Source organism: Enterobacter sp. SCRI0065 (assembly GCF_059766475.1).
On record NZ_JCBAJB010000006.1, the window covers coordinates 119,976 to 136,025 of the forward strand.

At 53.8% G+C, this 16,050-nt stretch carries 13 protein-coding genes; 9 read left to right on the forward strand and 4 right to left on the reverse strand.

The features are described from left to right. Window positions 1–115: 115 nt before the first annotated feature. Window positions 116–1,861 carry a gamma-glutamyltransferase gene (ggt, locus tag AC6EMZ_RS16500; protein ID WP_498403756.1) on the forward strand — a complete coding sequence of 582 codons (1,746 nt, stop codon included), beginning with the start codon at window positions 116–118 and terminating at the stop codon, window positions 1,859–1,861. A gap of 82 nt (window positions 1,862–1,943) precedes the next feature. Here ggt and yhhY read toward each other — a convergent pair whose 3' ends face one another. Then, a complete protein-coding gene (gene yhhY, locus AC6EMZ_RS16505; protein ID WP_498403758.1) occupies window positions 1,944–2,432 on the reverse strand; it encodes an N-acetyltransferase in 489 nt (162 codons plus the stop codon). A gap of 253 nt (window positions 2,433–2,685) precedes the next feature. On the opposite strand from yhhY, the gene AC6EMZ_RS16510 reads away from it, so the two are divergent. The 5 genes from AC6EMZ_RS16510 (at window position 2,686) to gntU (ending at window position 7,627) form a co-directional block, all read left to right on the forward strand. Then, window positions 2,686–3,723: an oxidoreductase gene (locus AC6EMZ_RS16510; RefSeq protein ID WP_498403759.1), complete on the forward strand. Its 1,038-nt coding sequence runs from the start codon at window positions 2,686–2,688 to the stop codon at window positions 3,721–3,723. Between the two features lie 122 nt (window positions 3,724–3,845). Continuing rightward, entirely contained in the window at window positions 3,846–4,541 is a 696-nt protein-coding gene (locus tag AC6EMZ_RS16515) for a pirin family protein (RefSeq protein WP_498403760.1), read from the forward strand. Window positions 4,542–4,633: 92 nt separating this feature from the next. Continuing rightward, window positions 4,634–5,629 (forward strand): gluconate operon transcriptional repressor GntR, encoded by a 996-nt coding sequence (gene gntR, locus AC6EMZ_RS16520; RefSeq protein WP_498403761.1) that lies wholly within the window; start codon window positions 4,634–4,636, stop codon window positions 5,627–5,629. Between the two features lie 126 nt (window positions 5,630–5,755). Beyond that, window positions 5,756–6,283, forward strand: coding sequence for a gluconokinase (gene gntK / locus AC6EMZ_RS16525; protein WP_498403762.1), 528 nt, complete (start codon window positions 5,756–5,758; stop codon window positions 6,281–6,283). A gap of 3 nt (window positions 6,284–6,286) precedes the next feature. After that, a complete protein-coding gene (gene gntU, locus AC6EMZ_RS16530; protein ID WP_498403763.1) occupies window positions 6,287–7,627 on the forward strand; it encodes a gluconate transporter in 1,341 nt (446 codons plus the stop codon). Between the two features lie 43 nt (window positions 7,628–7,670). On the opposite strand, the gene AC6EMZ_RS16535 is transcribed toward gntU, so the two are convergent. From AC6EMZ_RS16535 to yhgN, 3 genes are all read right to left on the reverse strand, one after another. Next, window positions 7,671–8,624 carry a hypothetical protein gene (locus AC6EMZ_RS16535; protein ID WP_498403764.1) on the reverse strand — a complete coding sequence of 318 codons (954 nt, stop codon included), beginning with the start codon at window positions 8,622–8,624 and terminating at the stop codon, window positions 7,671–7,673. A 300-nt stretch (window positions 8,625–8,924) separates the two neighbouring features. Next, window positions 8,925–9,371, reverse strand: a complete 447-nt coding sequence (locus tag AC6EMZ_RS16540) for a hypothetical protein (RefSeq protein WP_498403765.1) — start codon at window positions 9,369–9,371, stop codon at window positions 8,925–8,927. A gap of 399 nt (window positions 9,372–9,770) precedes the next feature. Beyond that, a complete protein-coding gene (gene yhgN, locus AC6EMZ_RS16545; RefSeq protein WP_498403766.1) occupies window positions 9,771–10,364 on the reverse strand; it encodes an NAAT family transporter YhgN in 594 nt (197 codons plus the stop codon). Window positions 10,365–10,540: 176 nt separating this feature from the next. Between yhgN and asd the strand changes: the two genes are divergently transcribed. The 3 genes from asd to glgX all read left to right on the forward strand — a co-directional run bounded on the left by asd (window position 10,541) and on the right by glgX (window position 16,050). Beyond that, window positions 10,541–11,647, forward strand: coding sequence for an aspartate-semialdehyde dehydrogenase (gene asd, locus AC6EMZ_RS16550; RefSeq protein ID WP_498403767.1), 1,107 nt, complete (start codon window positions 10,541–10,543; stop codon window positions 11,645–11,647). Between the two features lie 246 nt (window positions 11,648–11,893). After that, window positions 11,894–14,080, forward strand: coding sequence for a 1,4-alpha-glucan branching enzyme (glgB, locus tag AC6EMZ_RS16555; RefSeq protein WP_498403768.1), 2,187 nt, complete (start codon window positions 11,894–11,896; stop codon window positions 14,078–14,080). After that, a complete protein-coding gene (gene glgX, locus AC6EMZ_RS16560) occupies window positions 14,077–16,050 on the forward strand; it encodes a glycogen debranching protein GlgX (RefSeq protein WP_498403769.1) in 1,974 nt (657 codons plus the stop codon). The genes glgB and glgX overlap by 4 nt, the downstream gene beginning before the upstream one ends.

Here is a 16,050-nt window from a genome sequence, read left to right on the forward strand (position 1 = left end):
CTCCCCTTCTGAGGCTTCTCTTAAGTTTATCTCGAATCTGCCACCACGATGATTTTTTAAGAGTTGTGAACCAGGCTTAAACGGGAATATGGATCCCATCACCTGGAGAACAACAATGATAAAACCAACGTTTTTGCGCTGGGTAGCGATCGCTGCGCTGATGGCCGGCGGCACATTCACTGTGGCGGCAAACCCGCCAGCGGCTCCACCAGTGTCCTACGGCGTGGAGGAAGATGTTTTTCATCCCGTGCGGGCGAAGCAGGGCATGGTGGCATCGGTTGATGCGATGGCGACTCAGGTCGGTGTTGATATTCTCAAACAGGGCGGTAACGCGGTGGATGCCGCTGTGGCGGTTGGCTACGCGCTGGCGGTGACTCATCCACAGGCGGGCAACCTTGGCGGCGGCGGGTTTATGATGCTGCGCACCAAGGACGGCAAAACCACGGCGATCGACTTCCGCGAAATGGCGCCGAATCAGGCTTCACGCGATATGTTCCTCGATGACCAGGGCAATCCGGACAGCAAAAAATCCCTGACGTCCCACCTGGCTACCGGCACGCCGGGCACCGTGGCGGGCTTTTCGCTCGCGCTGGAAAAGTACGGCACGCTGCCGCTGAATAAAGTCGTGCAGCCCGCTATCAAGCTGGCGCGCGATGGCTTTGTGGTGAACGACGCGCTGGCAGACGATCTCAAAACTTACGGCAGCGAGGTCATCCCTAATCATGAAAACAGCAAAGCGATCTTCTGGAAGGACGGCGAGCCGCTGAAAAAGGGCGACAAGCTAGTGCAGAAGAACCTGGCGAAAAGCCTGGAGCTGATTGCTGAACACGGGCCGGACGCCTTCTACAAAGGGGCGATTGCCGACCAGATTGCCGAAGAGATGCAAAAGAACAACGGGCTTATCACGAAAGCCGATCTTGCGGAATACAAAGCGATAGAGCGCGAGCCAATTAGCGGCGACTATCGCGGTTATCAGGTCTATTCCATGCCGCCGCCCTCTTCCGGCGGGATCCATATCGTGCAGATCCTCAATATTCTTGAAAACTTCGATATGCACAAATTCGGTTTTGGCAGTGCGGATGCGATGCAGGTGATGGCCGAAGCCGAGAAATATGCCTACGCCGACCGCTCGGAATACCTGGGCGATCCGGATTTTGTGAAGGTGCCGTGGCAGGCGCTGACCAATAAAGCTTATGCCAAATCGCTGGCCGACCAGATCGACATAAACAAGGCCAAACCGTCGAGCCAGATCCGTCCCGGCAAGCTGGCCCCGTACGAAAGCAATCAAACCACTCACTTCTCGGTGGTGGATAAAGACGGCAACGCGGTGGCGGTAACCTACACGCTCAATACTATTTTTGGTACCGGGATTGTGGCGGGTAATAGCGGCATCCTGTTGAACAACGAGATGGATGATTTCTCTGCCAAACCAGGGGTGCCGAACGTTTACGGGCTGGTGGGTGGCGATGCCAACGCGGTAGGGCCGAAGAAGCGCCCGCTGTCGTCCATGTCACCGACGATCGTAGTGAAAGACGGCAAAACCTGGCTGGTCACCGGCAGCCCCGGCGGGAGTCGTATTATCACCACCGTGCTGCAAATGGTGGTCAACAGTATTGATTATGGGATGAACGTTGCCGAAGCGACCAACGCACCGCGCTTCCACCATCAGTGGCTGCCAGACGAGCTGCGCGTTGAAAAAGGTTTTAGCCCTGACACGGTAAAACTACTGGAGCAGCGCGGGCAGAAAGTGGTGGTGAAAGAGGCAATGGGTAGCACCCAGAGTATTATGGTCGGGCCGGACGGCACGCTGTTTGGCGCGTCGGACCCGAGGACGGTGGATGATTTGACGGCGGGGTACTGATCAAAGGGGCGAGGGGACTGCACCGTACGGTCTTTTCCCCTTCGCCCCTTTGGGGTGTACGGTCCGGGGTGAGGGGAATAAACTACTTCATTCTTGCCATATAATACGCATCCACATACTCGCCGTTGCGCAGGGCATATTTCCTGCCGGTGCCCTCAATCTCGAATCCGTGTTTTTTGTAAACCGCCACCGCCGGTGCGTTATCCACGAACACGGTTAGCTCAATACGCTCGACGCGCAGCCAGTTATCACACATATCAATCATGGTACGCATCAATGCGCTGGCGACGCCGCGGTTGTGCCACTGCGCACCCACGCAAATGCCAAAATCAGCGACGTGGCTGCGGCGCGGGCGCTGGGTCACATCAATGCAAAGATGCCCCACGACGAGGTTATCAATGCAGGCGACAAGCTGTTTTACGCCGACCCGGTCGGTTAGCCGTTCATGCCACATCGATTCAGAAGGATGAGGAACCTGTAGCGTGTTGTGATACACCTCCGGCTGCGCGTGGATCTGACGAATCGCATCGTAATCTTTCGGTTCAGCGTGGCGTATCACTATCTCACTCATTCCTGCGTCCTCATTGGGTTGATGTCCCTTTTAACATCATTGACTTTGAAATTTGAGTCAACTCACTTTTTTGCAAAAAGTATTGGACAAGTGCGAATGAGAATGATTATTATTGTCTCGCGTTCAGGAAGACCTCTACGGGAACCTGAAAGCACGACATTGCTCACATTGCTTCCAGTATTACTTTAGCCAGCCGCGTGCTGGCTTTTTTTTTGTTATGGTAAGACACAGCAACCTTAAAAAGGACTGGACCATGACCCTACACTGCGCATTTATTGGATTTGGCAAAAGCACCACGCGTTATCACCTTCCGTACGTTCTCAACCGTAGAGACAGCTGGCACGTGGCGCACATCTTCCGCCGCAACGCGAAGCCGGAAGAGCAGGCTCCGCAGTATTCCCATATTCATTTCACCAGCGATCTCGATGAGGTCTTAAACGATCCGCAGGTCAAGCTCGTGATTGTCTGTACCCATGCCGACAGCCATTTCGAGTACGCGAAACGCGCGCTGGAAGCAGGTAAAAACGTGCTGGTAGAAAAGCCCTTTACCCCGACGATGGTCGAAGCCAAAGCACTTTTTGCGCTGGCAAAAAGCAAAGGGCTGACCGTCACGCCGTATCAGAATCGTCGCTTTGATTCTTGCTTCCTGACGGCGAAAAAGGCTATTGAGAGCGGCAAACTGGGCGATATCGTTGAAGTGGAAAGCCATTTTGACTACTTCCGCCCGGTCGCGGAAACCAATCCAGGCCTGCCGCAGGACGGATCGTTTTATGGTCTGGGCGTGCATACCATGGACCAAATCATCTCCCTGTTTGGGCGTCCGGACCACGTGGCGTACGACATCCGCAGCCTGCGTAATAAAGCCAATCCGGACGATACCTTCGAGGCGCAGCTTTTCTTCGGCGACCTGAAAGCGATTGTCAAAACCAGCCATCTGGTGAAAATCGACTATCCAAAATTTATCGTTCACGGCACTAACGGCTCGTTTATCAAGTACGGCATCGACCAGCAGGAAACCAGCCTGAAGGCCAACATCATGCCGGGCGAAGCGGGCTTTGCGGCAGATGATTCCATTGGCCTGCTGGAGTATGTGAACCGCGAGGGCGTCACCGTCAAAGAAGAGGTCAAACCTGAGACAGGCGACTATGGCCGCGTCTACGATGCACTGTTTGAAACCCTCACCCAGGGTGCGCCAAATTACGTCAAGGAAACTGAAGTTCTGACCAATCTTGAAATCCTGGAACGCGCCTTTGAGCAGGCTTCTCCTGCCACGGTAACCCTCGCCAGATAAGCAAAAATGGCTCCTCTGTGCTTGTTCATAATTTTTGAACAGAGGAGTCAATTTTCACCCTCTATGATCCTAAAGCGTTTGCGTCCACACTTATTCCATCGAAACGAACTGGGGTGAAAACAATGATCTTCTTACGCAAAGCAAACGAACGTGGTCACGCGAATCATGGCTGGCTGGACTCATGGCATACCTTTTCGTTTGCCGACTACTACGACCCGAATTTCATGGGCTTCTCGGCACTGCGCGTGATTAACGATGACGTGATTGATGCAGGCCAGGGCTTCGGTACGCATCCGCATAAAGACATGGAAATCCTGACTTACGTGCTCGAAGGTGCCGTGGCGCACAAAGACAGCATGAGTAACGAAGAGCAGGTTCCGGCGGGTGAGTTCCAGATCATGAGCGCGGGTACCGGCGTGCGTCACTCGGAATACAACCCGAGCAAAACGGAAAAACTGCACCTGTATCAAATCTGGATCATTCCAGAAGAAACCGGCATCACGCCGCGCTACGAACAGCGCCGCTTTGATGCAGAGCAGGGCAAACAGCTGGTGTTGTCTCCGGATGCGCGTGAAGGTTCACTGAAAGTGCATCAGGATATGGAACTTTACCGCTGGGCACTGGCGAAAAACGAACAATCTGTACACCAGATTGCCGCCAACCGCCGCGTGTGGATCCAGGTAGTGAAAGGTAACGTGACCATCAACGGCACCAAAGCGACCACCGCCGATGGCCTGGCCGTTTGGGATGAACAAGCGCTGTCCGTTCACGCTGACAGCGAAAGTGAAATTCTGCTCTTCGATCTGCCACCGGTATAAATAATTCCTCAACCTTCCCTTTAAACGGGGAAGGTTGAGTCATCTCCGTGATAAACTGAGGAAATGTTCCCTTCACTGTTTCCCTCTGGACGATGAAAAAGAAAAGACCCGTACTTCAGGACGTCGCCGATCGCGTCGGTGTGACCAAAATGACGGTCAGCCGCTTCTTACGTAACCCGGAACAGGTTTCCCTGGCGTTACGTGGCAAGATTGCCGCTGCTCTTGATGAACTGGGTTATATCCCCAACCGCGCCCCCGATATTCTTTCCAATTCCACCAGCCGCGCGGTCGGTGTTCTGCTTCCTTCCTTAACCAACCAGGTGTTTGCTGAAGTACTGCGCGGTATCGAAAGCGTGACCGACGCTTTTGGTTATCAAACCATGCTCGCGCACTATGGGTACAAACCGGAACTGGAAGAGGAACGTCTTGAATCGATGCTTTCCTGGAACATCGATGGCCTGATTTTAACCGAACGTACTCACACCCCGCGCACCCTCAAAATGATTGGCGTCGCCGGCATTCCTGTCGTGGAGCTGATGGACAGTCAGTCGCCGTGCCTGGATATCGCCGTTGGGTTCGATAACTACGAAGCCGCACGTCAGATGACCGCCGCCATTCTTGCTCGCGGGCATCGCCACGTGGCCTATTTAGGCGCACGTCTGGATGAACGTACTATCATCAAACAGAAGGGCTACGAGCAGGCGATGCTTGATGCGAACTTAACGCCGTACAGCGTGATGGTCGAACAATCGTCTTCTTATTCGTCCGGTATTGAACTGATGCGCCAGGCGCGTCGCGAATATCCGCAGCTTGATGGCATCTTCTGTACTAACGATGACCTCGCGGTCGGGGCGGCATTTGAATGCCAGCGTCTGGGGCTGAAAATCCCTGACGATATCGCGATTGCTGGCTTCCACGGCCACGATATCGGGCAGGTGATGGAGCCGCGTCTGGCGAGCGTCCTGACGCCGCGCGAGCGTATGGGCCGCATCGGTGCGGAACGCCTGCTGGCGCGCATTCGTGGTGAAGTGGTGACGCCAAAAATGTTAGATTTAGGTTTCACCTTGTCACCAGGTGGATCCATTTAGCCTGACAAATTTGAACTAGCTCACACTTATTCACATCGCGCACGTTTGGATATTGCTTCTCTATAGTCCCGGCAGGACAATGTTACCGATAACTGTTACCCGTAACAATTGACTGAGGGACTCCCTTTGAGCACGACGAATCACGATCACCACGTTTACGTTTTGATGGGCGTTTCCGGTAGCGGTAAATCAGCCGTTGCCAGCGAAGTGGCGCATCAACTTCAGGCCGCATTTCTTGATGGCGACTTCCTTCATCCGCGCAGCAATATCTCTAAAATGGCTGCGGGCGAACCGCTGAACGATGACGATCGCAAACCGTGGTTGCAAGCACTGAACGACGCCGCTTTCGCGATGCAGCGCACCAATAAGGTGTCTCTGATTGTCTGTTCCGCGCTGAAAAAGACCTATCGCGATCTGCTGCGTGACGGTAATCCGAACCTCTCCTTTATCTACCTGAAAGGCGATTTCGAGGTGATTGAAAGCCGCCTGAAGGCGCGTAAAGGTCATTTCTTTAAGACTCAGATGCTGGTCACCCAGTTTGACGCATTGCAGGAACCGGGTGCAGACGAAGCGGATGTACTGATCGTGGATATCGATCAGCCGCTGGACGGTGTTGTTGCCAGCACTATTGAGGTCATTACTAAAAGGCAGTAAGTTTTGAGTACATTAACGTTAGTTTTGACAGCAGTCGGCTCCGTTTTGCTGCTGCTGTTTTTAGTGATGAAGGCGCGTATGCATGCCTTCGTTGCTTTGATGGTGGTTTCTATTGGTGCAGGTCTCTTTTCCGGTATGCCGCTCGATAAAATCGCAGCGACCATGGAAAAAGGGATGGGAGGCACGCTAGGTTTCCTGGCGATTGTGGTCGCGCTGGGCGCGATGTTCGGCAAGATTTTGCATGAAACGGGCGCGGTCGATCAGATTGCCGTCAAGATGCTCAAATCCTTCGGCCACAGCCGCGCGCATTATGCGATTGGTCTGGCGGGTCTGATTTGCGCGCTGCCGCTGTTCTTTGAGGTGGCCGTGGTGCTGCTGATAAGCGTGGCGTTTTCGATGGCGCGCCATACCGGCACTAACCTCGTTAAGCTTGTGATCCCGCTGTTTGCGGGCGTTGCGGCGGCTGCTGCGTTCCTGCTGCCTGGGCCCGCGCCGATGCTGCTGGCGTCCCAGATGCACGCTGACTTTGGCTGGATGATCCTGATTGGCCTGTGTGCTGCGATCCCGGGGATGATTATCGCCGGGCCGCTGTGGGGCAATTTTATCAGTCGCTATGTTGAGCTGCACATTCCTGACGACATCACCGAGCCGCACCTGGGCGAGGGCAAAATGCCGTCCTTCGGCTTCAGCCTGTCGCTGATCCTGCTGCCGCTGGTGCTGGTCGGTCTGAAAACCATCGCCGCACGCTTTGTGCCAGTGGGTTCCAGCACCTACGAATGGTTCGAGTTTATCGGCCATCCGTTCACCGCGATCCTGGTGGCGTGTCTGGTGGCAATTTACGGCCTGGCGGTGCGTCAGGGTATGCCAAAAGACAGAGTGATGGAGATCTGCGGTGCTGCGCTACAGCCGGCGGGGATTATTCTGCTGGTGATTGGTGCAGGCGGCGTGTTCAAGCAGGTGCTGGTGGATTCCGGCGTCGGTCCCGCACTGGGCGAAGCGCTCACCGGCATGGGTCTGCCGATTGCCGTGACCTGCTTCGTGCTGGCGGCTGCGGTACGTATCATCCAGGGTTCTGCGACTGTCGCGTGTTTGACCGCTGTAGGTCTGGTGATGCCGGTGATTGAACAGCTGAACTATTCCGGCGCGCAGATGGCCGCGTTGTCTATCTGTATCGCGGGCGGTTCGATTGTGGTGTCGCACGTAAATGACGCAGGCTTCTGGCTGTTCGGTAAATTTACCGGTGCCACAGAGGCGCAAACCCTGAAAACCTGGACGCTGATGGAGACTATCCTCGGCACGACAGGTGCGATTGTCGGGATGATTGCGTTTACGTTGTTGAGCTGAGATTTGTTCAAGCTAAAAGGGGCTTCTATTTGAAGCCCCTTTTTCATTGCAATAGGGATGAATTAGATGGAGATAAAATGCCTGGAATTCCATCGACCTGAAAATAGCATCGGTGATTATTCGTGTTTGTTTCGGTAAGTAACGCACTGATTTTATCTAGATCAGTTACTTCATAACGTTCATAAGAATGCATATAGCGTTCAAGTTCTTTCATGCACAAAATCTGGCGAATGCGTGACTCAATACCTACATCCATTACATACTTTTTAAATTTCGGTGAGATCCAAAAAATTAACTCCATGATGTTACTAAGTTTTCCTGTTAGTTGTTCTATTACGTCCTGCTTACTTCGAACACTACCTACCATCCATGCGGGTTCGTTGTGCGATATGCGATTTCTAAACGAGCGGACTTCCTCAATACGACGACGAACAGCATCTCGCTGATGAAACATGGGATTTTTTGTTTCTTGAACTCTGGGAAGTTTGCGAAACACTCGCGTGAGCTCGTGAGGCCAAAGAAAACACTTATCTGAGCCATCGTAAAAATGCTTATCCAACAGATATTCCCAGGTTGCGAAATCACACTGTGAAATGACTTGATCAACTGTGGGGATTGGATTCGCGATTCCTTTGTTCTCAAGGTTACGCTTGGCACTCTTTTTAGCACTTTTTATGCAGTCGTTAAATTTACGCACCTGCTCGGCTATTATCGACTGACCGCGATCGTCGGTGTCCTGTCGGTTCGGCACAAGACTAAACCAGTATTCGCCGTCATCCCCTTGATACTTGGCAAATGTGACATGGTGAAGGGCGTTGCGGAGCGCTACTTCTACAACTTGAATGAGAGGGTAAAATGCTCCGACGATGGCAAGGTTCCAACAATATGCTCCTAAAAGTTGAGCATCAGTTTGTGTCGCCAGGGAGGTAGCGTAGCTACTTAATCGAATTCGACTAAGTAGTCTTGTTGGTTCAGCGTAATCATAGGACTCTGGCATGATAGTTATTATCTGTTGGAGACAAGGGCCGTAATTCTAAGCCTTAGAAGGCTTTACCTCTACATATTGAATGGGTTCTGTAGGAGATAGGATGCTCGAAACCGGATATCCATAAGATATCTAATGGATATCTTGCTATGCTAAAAATTAGCCGATATACTTTTTCGCGTAGCTAATCGAAAGTTCTTCTCCCACCTTAGTCGTGGTGCCAGTTCTCCGATAAAAAGCGAAAGGATACCGGCCCCGGAATCATGAAAATGATCCCGGGGTTGTTTTTTTGTTGCTACATCAAGCTACAACTCAAATATCCATTGTACCTACAGGCGTGTTTAGCCAGCGCGGCGCTTTCAGCGTATCGCTATAAAACGCCACCAAATCGTAAAGCAAATCTCCCGCCACTCTTTCATCACTCTCTGACAGCGAACGCGCCAACAGCAGTTGCGTTAACAGCTGGCAGTACCTCCCCAGTTGATCCACTTCCGGTTCGAAGACCGGTACGTCCAGCGGCAGGTCATCTACCGTCAGGCTGGCTTTTAAATGTTCAGGAATAGGCTCAAGTAGTGTTGGCTGGAGCAGTGCCAGGCAGGCGGAAAGCCGTCCGCATAGCGCCATCTTTTGGGTTGGATCGTCACATTCAACCAGCACGTCTACGAATTGCTCACAGTTGCCCGCCAGCTCGGTGAAATCGGTGTTGCTATCGAATGGAACGGTAAATAAAGAATGAGAATAGCTAAGGGTAGTTGTCATATGACAGCCTCTAATGAGATGAATTGACCACCACAGAAGGGACCAACCTTGCTGGTGGTGGACTGAACGGAGTTGGTCCTACCGGCCTCATCAGCTACCGGCGCGCCTTGCGGCGCCACCGTCCAGCCCACCATTGAGGTGTAGCTGTCCACGCAATAATAACGAGTTTTATCGCGGATGAGGATAACAGGGGACCAACCCAGACGCCTGATTTTGCAGGCGTGGCGAGAAGATACTGCTTTGCTGATTGGGTAGCAAGAGTGGCTCTGGAAGGCGGCTCGCAAAACGAAATATTATTTTTGAGGAGTGCGGCCTGATGCCCTCACCCCGGACCATACACCCACAGGGAGAGGGAGCAAACATTAAAAACGACAACTTTTGTTGTCGTTTTGCTTTTACCTACCCCTTCATCCATGCCCGGATCCCATCCAGGAACATCTGCGTCGCCATCATCACCAGAATCAATCCCATCAGCCTTTCCAGCGCATTCACGCCTCTTTCGCCCAGCAGGCGCAAAAACAGCGACGATTGCAGCAAGATGATAAACGTTCCGCCCCAGGCGATCAGCAGGGCGATCACCAGATGGCTCATCTGATTCGGATACTGATGCGACAGCAGCATCAGCGTGGCAAGAATTGTTGGGCCGGCGACCAGCGGGATCGCAAGCGGTACGATAAACGGCTCTTCACCAGCGGGCAGGCCGCTGCTGCTGCCTTCGGCGCTCGGGAATATCATTTTGATGGCAATCAGGAACAGAATAATACCGCCCGAAATCGAGACCGTTTCAGCGCGAAGGTTCAGGAACGCGAGGATTTTTTCACCGGCGAACAGGAAGATAAGCATCACCAGCAGCGCGATGAGCAGTTCGCGGATCATGATCGCCCGGCGACGCTTTGGCTCAGTGTGTTTCAGCACTGACATGAAGATGGGCAGGTTTCCGAGTGGGTCCATAATCAGGATCAGAAGCACCGCTGCGGAAATAATTTCAGTCATTATAGTTATCCCTGATAAAGCTTGTGGTTTCTATTGTAATTAGTGGTATTACTGATCGCAGCGCAATCATCGATTAATTTCGCTTGCGACTTTGGCAGCATTTTGTAATGTGAAGCATATCCCAGTTGAATACTGGTTTGCACAAACAGCACACACCTCTGCAGGAAATAAAAGATATGAAAAACGTTGGTTTTATCGGCTGGCGCGGTATGGTCGGCTCTGTACTCATGCAACGCATGGTTGAAGAGCGCGATTTTGACGCCATCCGTCCGGTCTTCTTCTCCACTTCCCAGTTCGGGCAAGCTGCGCCCGCGTTCGGCAACGCGTCTACGGGCACGCTTCAGGACGCCTTTAATCTGGAAGCGCTGAAGGCGCTCGACATTATCGTTACCTGCCAGGGCGGCGATTATACCAACGAAATCTATCCAAAGCTGCGTGAAAGCGGCTGGCAGGGCTACTGGATTGACGCGGCTTCTTCGCTGCGTATGAAAGACGATGCCATCATTATCCTCGATCCGGTTAACCAGGGCGTTATTACCGACGGCCTGAATAACGGCGTGAAAACGTTCGTGGGCGGAAACTGTACCGTGAGCTTGATGCTGATGTCGCTCGGCGGCCTGTTTGCGCAGGACCTGGTTGAGTGGGTTTCCGTTGCAACGTATCAGGCCGCATCCGGCGGCGGCGCGCGTCATATGCGTGAACTGTTGGCGCAGATGGGCCAACTGCATCATCACGTGGCGGACGAGCTGGCGAACCCGGCATCCGCGATTCTGGATATCGAACGTAAAGTCACCCACCTGAGCCGCAGCGGCGATCTACCGGTTGATAACTTCGGCGTACCGCTGGCCGGCAGCCTGATCCCGTGGATCGACAAACAGCTCGATAACGGCCAGAGCCGCGAAGAGTGGAAAGGGCAGGCGGAGACCAACAAAATTCTCAATACGGCGACGGCAATTCCGGTTGATGGATTGTGCGTGCGCGTTGGCGCGCTGCGCTGCCACAGCCAGGCCTTCACGATTAAACTGAAAAAAGATGTGTCTATTCCGACCGTAGAAGAACTGCTGGCCGCTCACAACCCGTGGGCGAAAGTGGTGCCGAACGACCGTGATATCACCATGCGCGAACTGACGCCTGCTGCCGTCACCGGCACCTTAACCACTCCGGTGGGCCGCTTGCGTAAGCTGAATATGGGGCCGGAGTTCCTCTCCGCCTTCACCGTCGGGGACCAGCTACTGTGGGGGGCCGCCGAGCCGCTACGCAGAATGCTGCGCCAGCTAGCGTAATAAGTGTTAACTCAAGGGGTGAATTTTCACCCCTTTTTTTGCGTACTACATGGAGTGTGACGCAGATGGTTTGTTATTTTTCAGGAGTCATGTAAAGCGTTGGCTATGCTTTAAGGGAGATTCGATTCTTACCTGAGGGTAGGACGGAGCAGAGAGGATGCACATTGTGCTGCGCCGTTCAGGTCACATTAAAAGTCGCGCCGGAGCGCTTAAATAGGGCGACATTAAAAAAACAGGATGAATACCATGTCCGATCGTATTGATAGAGACGTGATAAATGCGCTAATTGCGGGTCATTTCTCCGACCCCTTTTCTGTGTTGGGTATGCACCCTACCGACGAGGGGCTGGAAGTCCGGGCATTGTTACCTGATGCCACTGAAGTGTGGGTTATCGAACCCAAAACCGGCCGCAAAGTGGGTAAGCTGGAGTGCCTTGATTCGCGGGGCTTCTTCTGCGGCTTGATTCCCCGCCGTAAAAATCTTTTCCGTTATCAGCTCGCCGTGCTCTGGCATGGTCATGAAAACCTGCTCGACGATCCCTACAGTTTTGGTCCGCTTATTCAGGAGATGGATGCCTGGCTGCTGTCAGAAGGCACCCATTTACGCCCTTACGAAACGCTCGGCGCTCATGCCGATACGATGGACGGCGTGACCGGTACGCGCTTCTCCGTCTGGGCACCGAACGCACAGCGCGTCTCTGTCGTCGGACAGTTCAACTACTGGGATGGCCGCCGTCATCCTATGCGTCTGCGTCGTGAATCCGGCATCTGGGAGCTGTTTATTCCCGGTGCGCACAACGGTCAACTTTATAAATACGAAATGATCGATGCGCACGGCAAGCTGCGCGTGAAAGCCGATCCTTACGCTTTCGAAGCGCAGATGCGCCCGGATACCGCCTCGCTTATTTGCGGCCTGCCGGACAAAATCGTCCAAAGCGACGAGCGCAAACAGGCGAATAATTTTGACGCGCCGATTTCGATTTATGAAGTGCATCTGGGGTCCTGGCGTCGCCACACCGACAATAATTTCTGGCTCAGCTACCGTGAACTTGCCGACCAACTGGTGCCGTATGCCAAATGGATGGGCTTTACCCATCTGGAACTGCTGCCGATTAACGAGCATCCGTTCGACGGCAGTTGGGGTTATCAGCCAACCGGTTTGTATGCCCCTACGCGGCGCTTTGGGACCCGCGATGACTTCCGCTATTTCATCAGCGCTGCACACGCGGCGGGTTTAAGCGTGATCCTCGACTGGGTGCCGGGCCATTTCCCGTCGGATGATTTTGGGCTGTCCGAGTTTGACGGCACCGATCTCTACGAACATAGCGATCCGCGTGAAGGTTATCATCAGGACTGGAATACGCTGATTTATAACTATGGCCGCCGCGAAGTGACCAACTATCTGGTGGGTAATGCGCTGTACTGGATCGAACGCTTCGGCATTGATGCCCTGCGCGTGGATGCGGTGGCGTCAATGATTTACCGCGACTACAGCCGTAAAGAAGGGGAGTGGATCCCCAACGAATACGGTGGTCGCGAAAATCTCGAAGCCATTGAGTTTTTACGCACCACCAACCGCATTCTCGGTGAGCAGGTTCCCGGTGCGGTGACGATGGCGGAAGAGTCGACCGATTTTCCTGGCGTCTCCCGTCCGCCGTCGATGGGCGGGCTGGGTTTCTGGTACAAATGGAATCTCGGCTGGATGCACGACACGCTGGATTATTTCAAGCTGGATCCTATTTATCGTCAGCATCACCACGACAAACTGACCTTCGGGATGCTCTACAACAGCACCGAAAACTTTGTGCTGCCGCTTTCCCACGATGAAGTGGTCCACGGCAAAAAATCCATTCTTGACCGTATGCCGGGTGACGCCTGGCAGAAATTCGCTAACCTGCGCGCCTACTACGGCTGGATGTTTGCCTTCCCGGGTAAAAAACTGCTGTTTATGGGCAACGAATTTGCTCAGGGCCGTGAGTGGAACCATGACTCCAGTCTCGACTGGCATCTGCTGGAAGGGGGCGACAACTGGCATCACGGCGTTCAACGCCTGGTCCGCGACCTTAACCTGACCTATCGCCATCACAAAGCGCTACATGAACTCGATTTTGACTCGTATGGTTTCGAGTGGCTGGTGGTGGATGACCACGAACGTTCGGTATTTGTTTTTGTTCGCCGTGACAGCGCCGGTAACGAAATTATTGTGGCCAGCAACTTTACCCCGGTCCCGCGTCCACACTACCGTTTTGGCATTAATCAAAAAGGAAAATGGCGCGAAATCCTCAATACCGATTCCGGCCATTATCACGGCAGTAACGCAGGAAATGCCGGTGTGGTGTATAGCGATGAGCAGGAAAGCCATGGCCGGCCACAATCCCTGAGCCTTACGCTACCGCCACTCTCGACCATTTGGCTCATTCGGGAGGGCGAATGACGCAACTCACGCCAGGTCAACCCGCGCCACTGGGCGCCAGTTTTGACGGGAAAGGGGTCAATTTCACCCTCTTTTCCGCCCATGCGGAGCGGGTCGAACTCTGTGTGTTTGATGATGACGGGAATGAGCACCGCTACGATCTGCCCGCACGCAAGGGTGATATCTGGCACGGCTATCTGGCCGAGGCGAAGCCGGGATTACGTTACGGTTATCGCGTTCATGGTCCGTGGCAGCCTGAGCATGGGCTGCGTTTTAATGCCGCCAAGCTGCTGATCGACCCCTGCGCACTGCGCGTCGATGGCGATGTGAAAGATGACCGACTGTTTCTGGACGGCGAGCAGCAGCCCGATCCACGTGATAGCGCCGGTATTGCGCCTAAAAGCGTGGTCGTGGGCGATGCTTACGATTGGGAAGACGATGCCTCACCTGCTGTGCCGTGGGGCAACACGGTCATTTACGAAGCGCACGTTAAAGGGCTGACGTATCTGCATCCGTCGATCCCTGAGGAGATTCGCGGCACCTACCAGGCGCTCGGTCATCCGGTGATGATTGCGTATCTCAAGCATCTGGGTATTACCGCGCTTGAACTTTTGCCGGTCGCGCATTTTGCCTCTGAACCGCGCTTGCTGCGTTTGGGCCTCACCAATTACTGGGGCTATAACCCGCTGGCGATGTTTGCCCTCGATCCGCGCTACGCCTCGCACCCTGATAAAGCGCGGGACGAGTTTCGCGATGCCGTAAAGGCGCTGCACAGGGCCGGTATTGAGGTGATTCTGGACGTTGTGCTGAACCACAGTGCGGAGCTGGATCTCGAAGGGCCGACGCTCTCCCTGCGCGGAATCGATAACCGTAGCTATTATTGGATAAGGGAAGATGGCGATTATCACAACTGGACCGGTTGCGGTAACACGCTCAACCTCAGTCATCCAGCGGTGACGGATTACGCGCACGCCTGCCTGAAGTACTGGGTGGAAACCTACCATATTGATGGTTTCCGCTTTGATTTGGCTTCTGTGATGGGGCGTACACCCGCGTTTAGCCAGCAGGCTCCGCTGTTTGAGGCGATAAAAAATTGCCCGGTGCTTTCAACGGTGAAGCTGATTGCCGAACCGTGGGATATTGGTGAGGGCGGTTACCAGGTGGGGAATTTCCCTCCGCTGTTTGCCGAGTGGAACGATCGTTTTCGCGATGCCTCCCGTCGATTTTGGCTGGAAAGAAATCTGTCGTTAGGGGAGTTCGCCGGGCGCTTTGCGGCTTCCAGTGACATCTTCAGAGCGAGCGGCAGAAAACCGTCAGCAACCATTAACCTGGTGACGGCACATGATGGTTTTACCCTTCGCGACTGCGTTTGTTTCAATCAGAAACACAATGAGGCAAACGGCGAGGAAAATCGCGATGGCACTAACAATAACCATAGCTCCAATCATGGTATAGAAGGGTTAGAGGGGAGTCAGGATGTTATTGAGCGTCGGCGCGCCAGCGTTCACGCGCTCCTGGCCACGCTGCTGCTGTCGCAGGGGACGCCGATGCTGTTAGCCGGTGATGAACATGGCCACAGCCAGCACGGCAACAACAATGCGTATTGTCAGGATAACCCCCTGACCTGGCTCGACTGGGGAGAGGCGAACAGCGGATTGATTCATTTCACCGCAGCGCTGATTCACGTTCGTCAGACCATTCCTGCGCTAACGGCGGATCAATGGTGGGAAGAGGGCGACGGCAACGTTCGCTGGTTAAACAAAGCGGCACAACCGCTAAGTGCGCAAGAGTGGCAGAGCGGCGAAACCTGTCTGCAAATTTTGCTTTCGGATAAATGGCTTATCACGTTTAACGCGACGCAAGATGTCGCTGAGATTGTTTTACCTGACGGGGAGTGGCGAGCCATTTCCCCATTTGCCGGAGAGGATAACCCGGTAGTAATGGCTGTCTGGCATGGGCCTGCGCACGGAGTTTGCGTATTCCAAAGATGA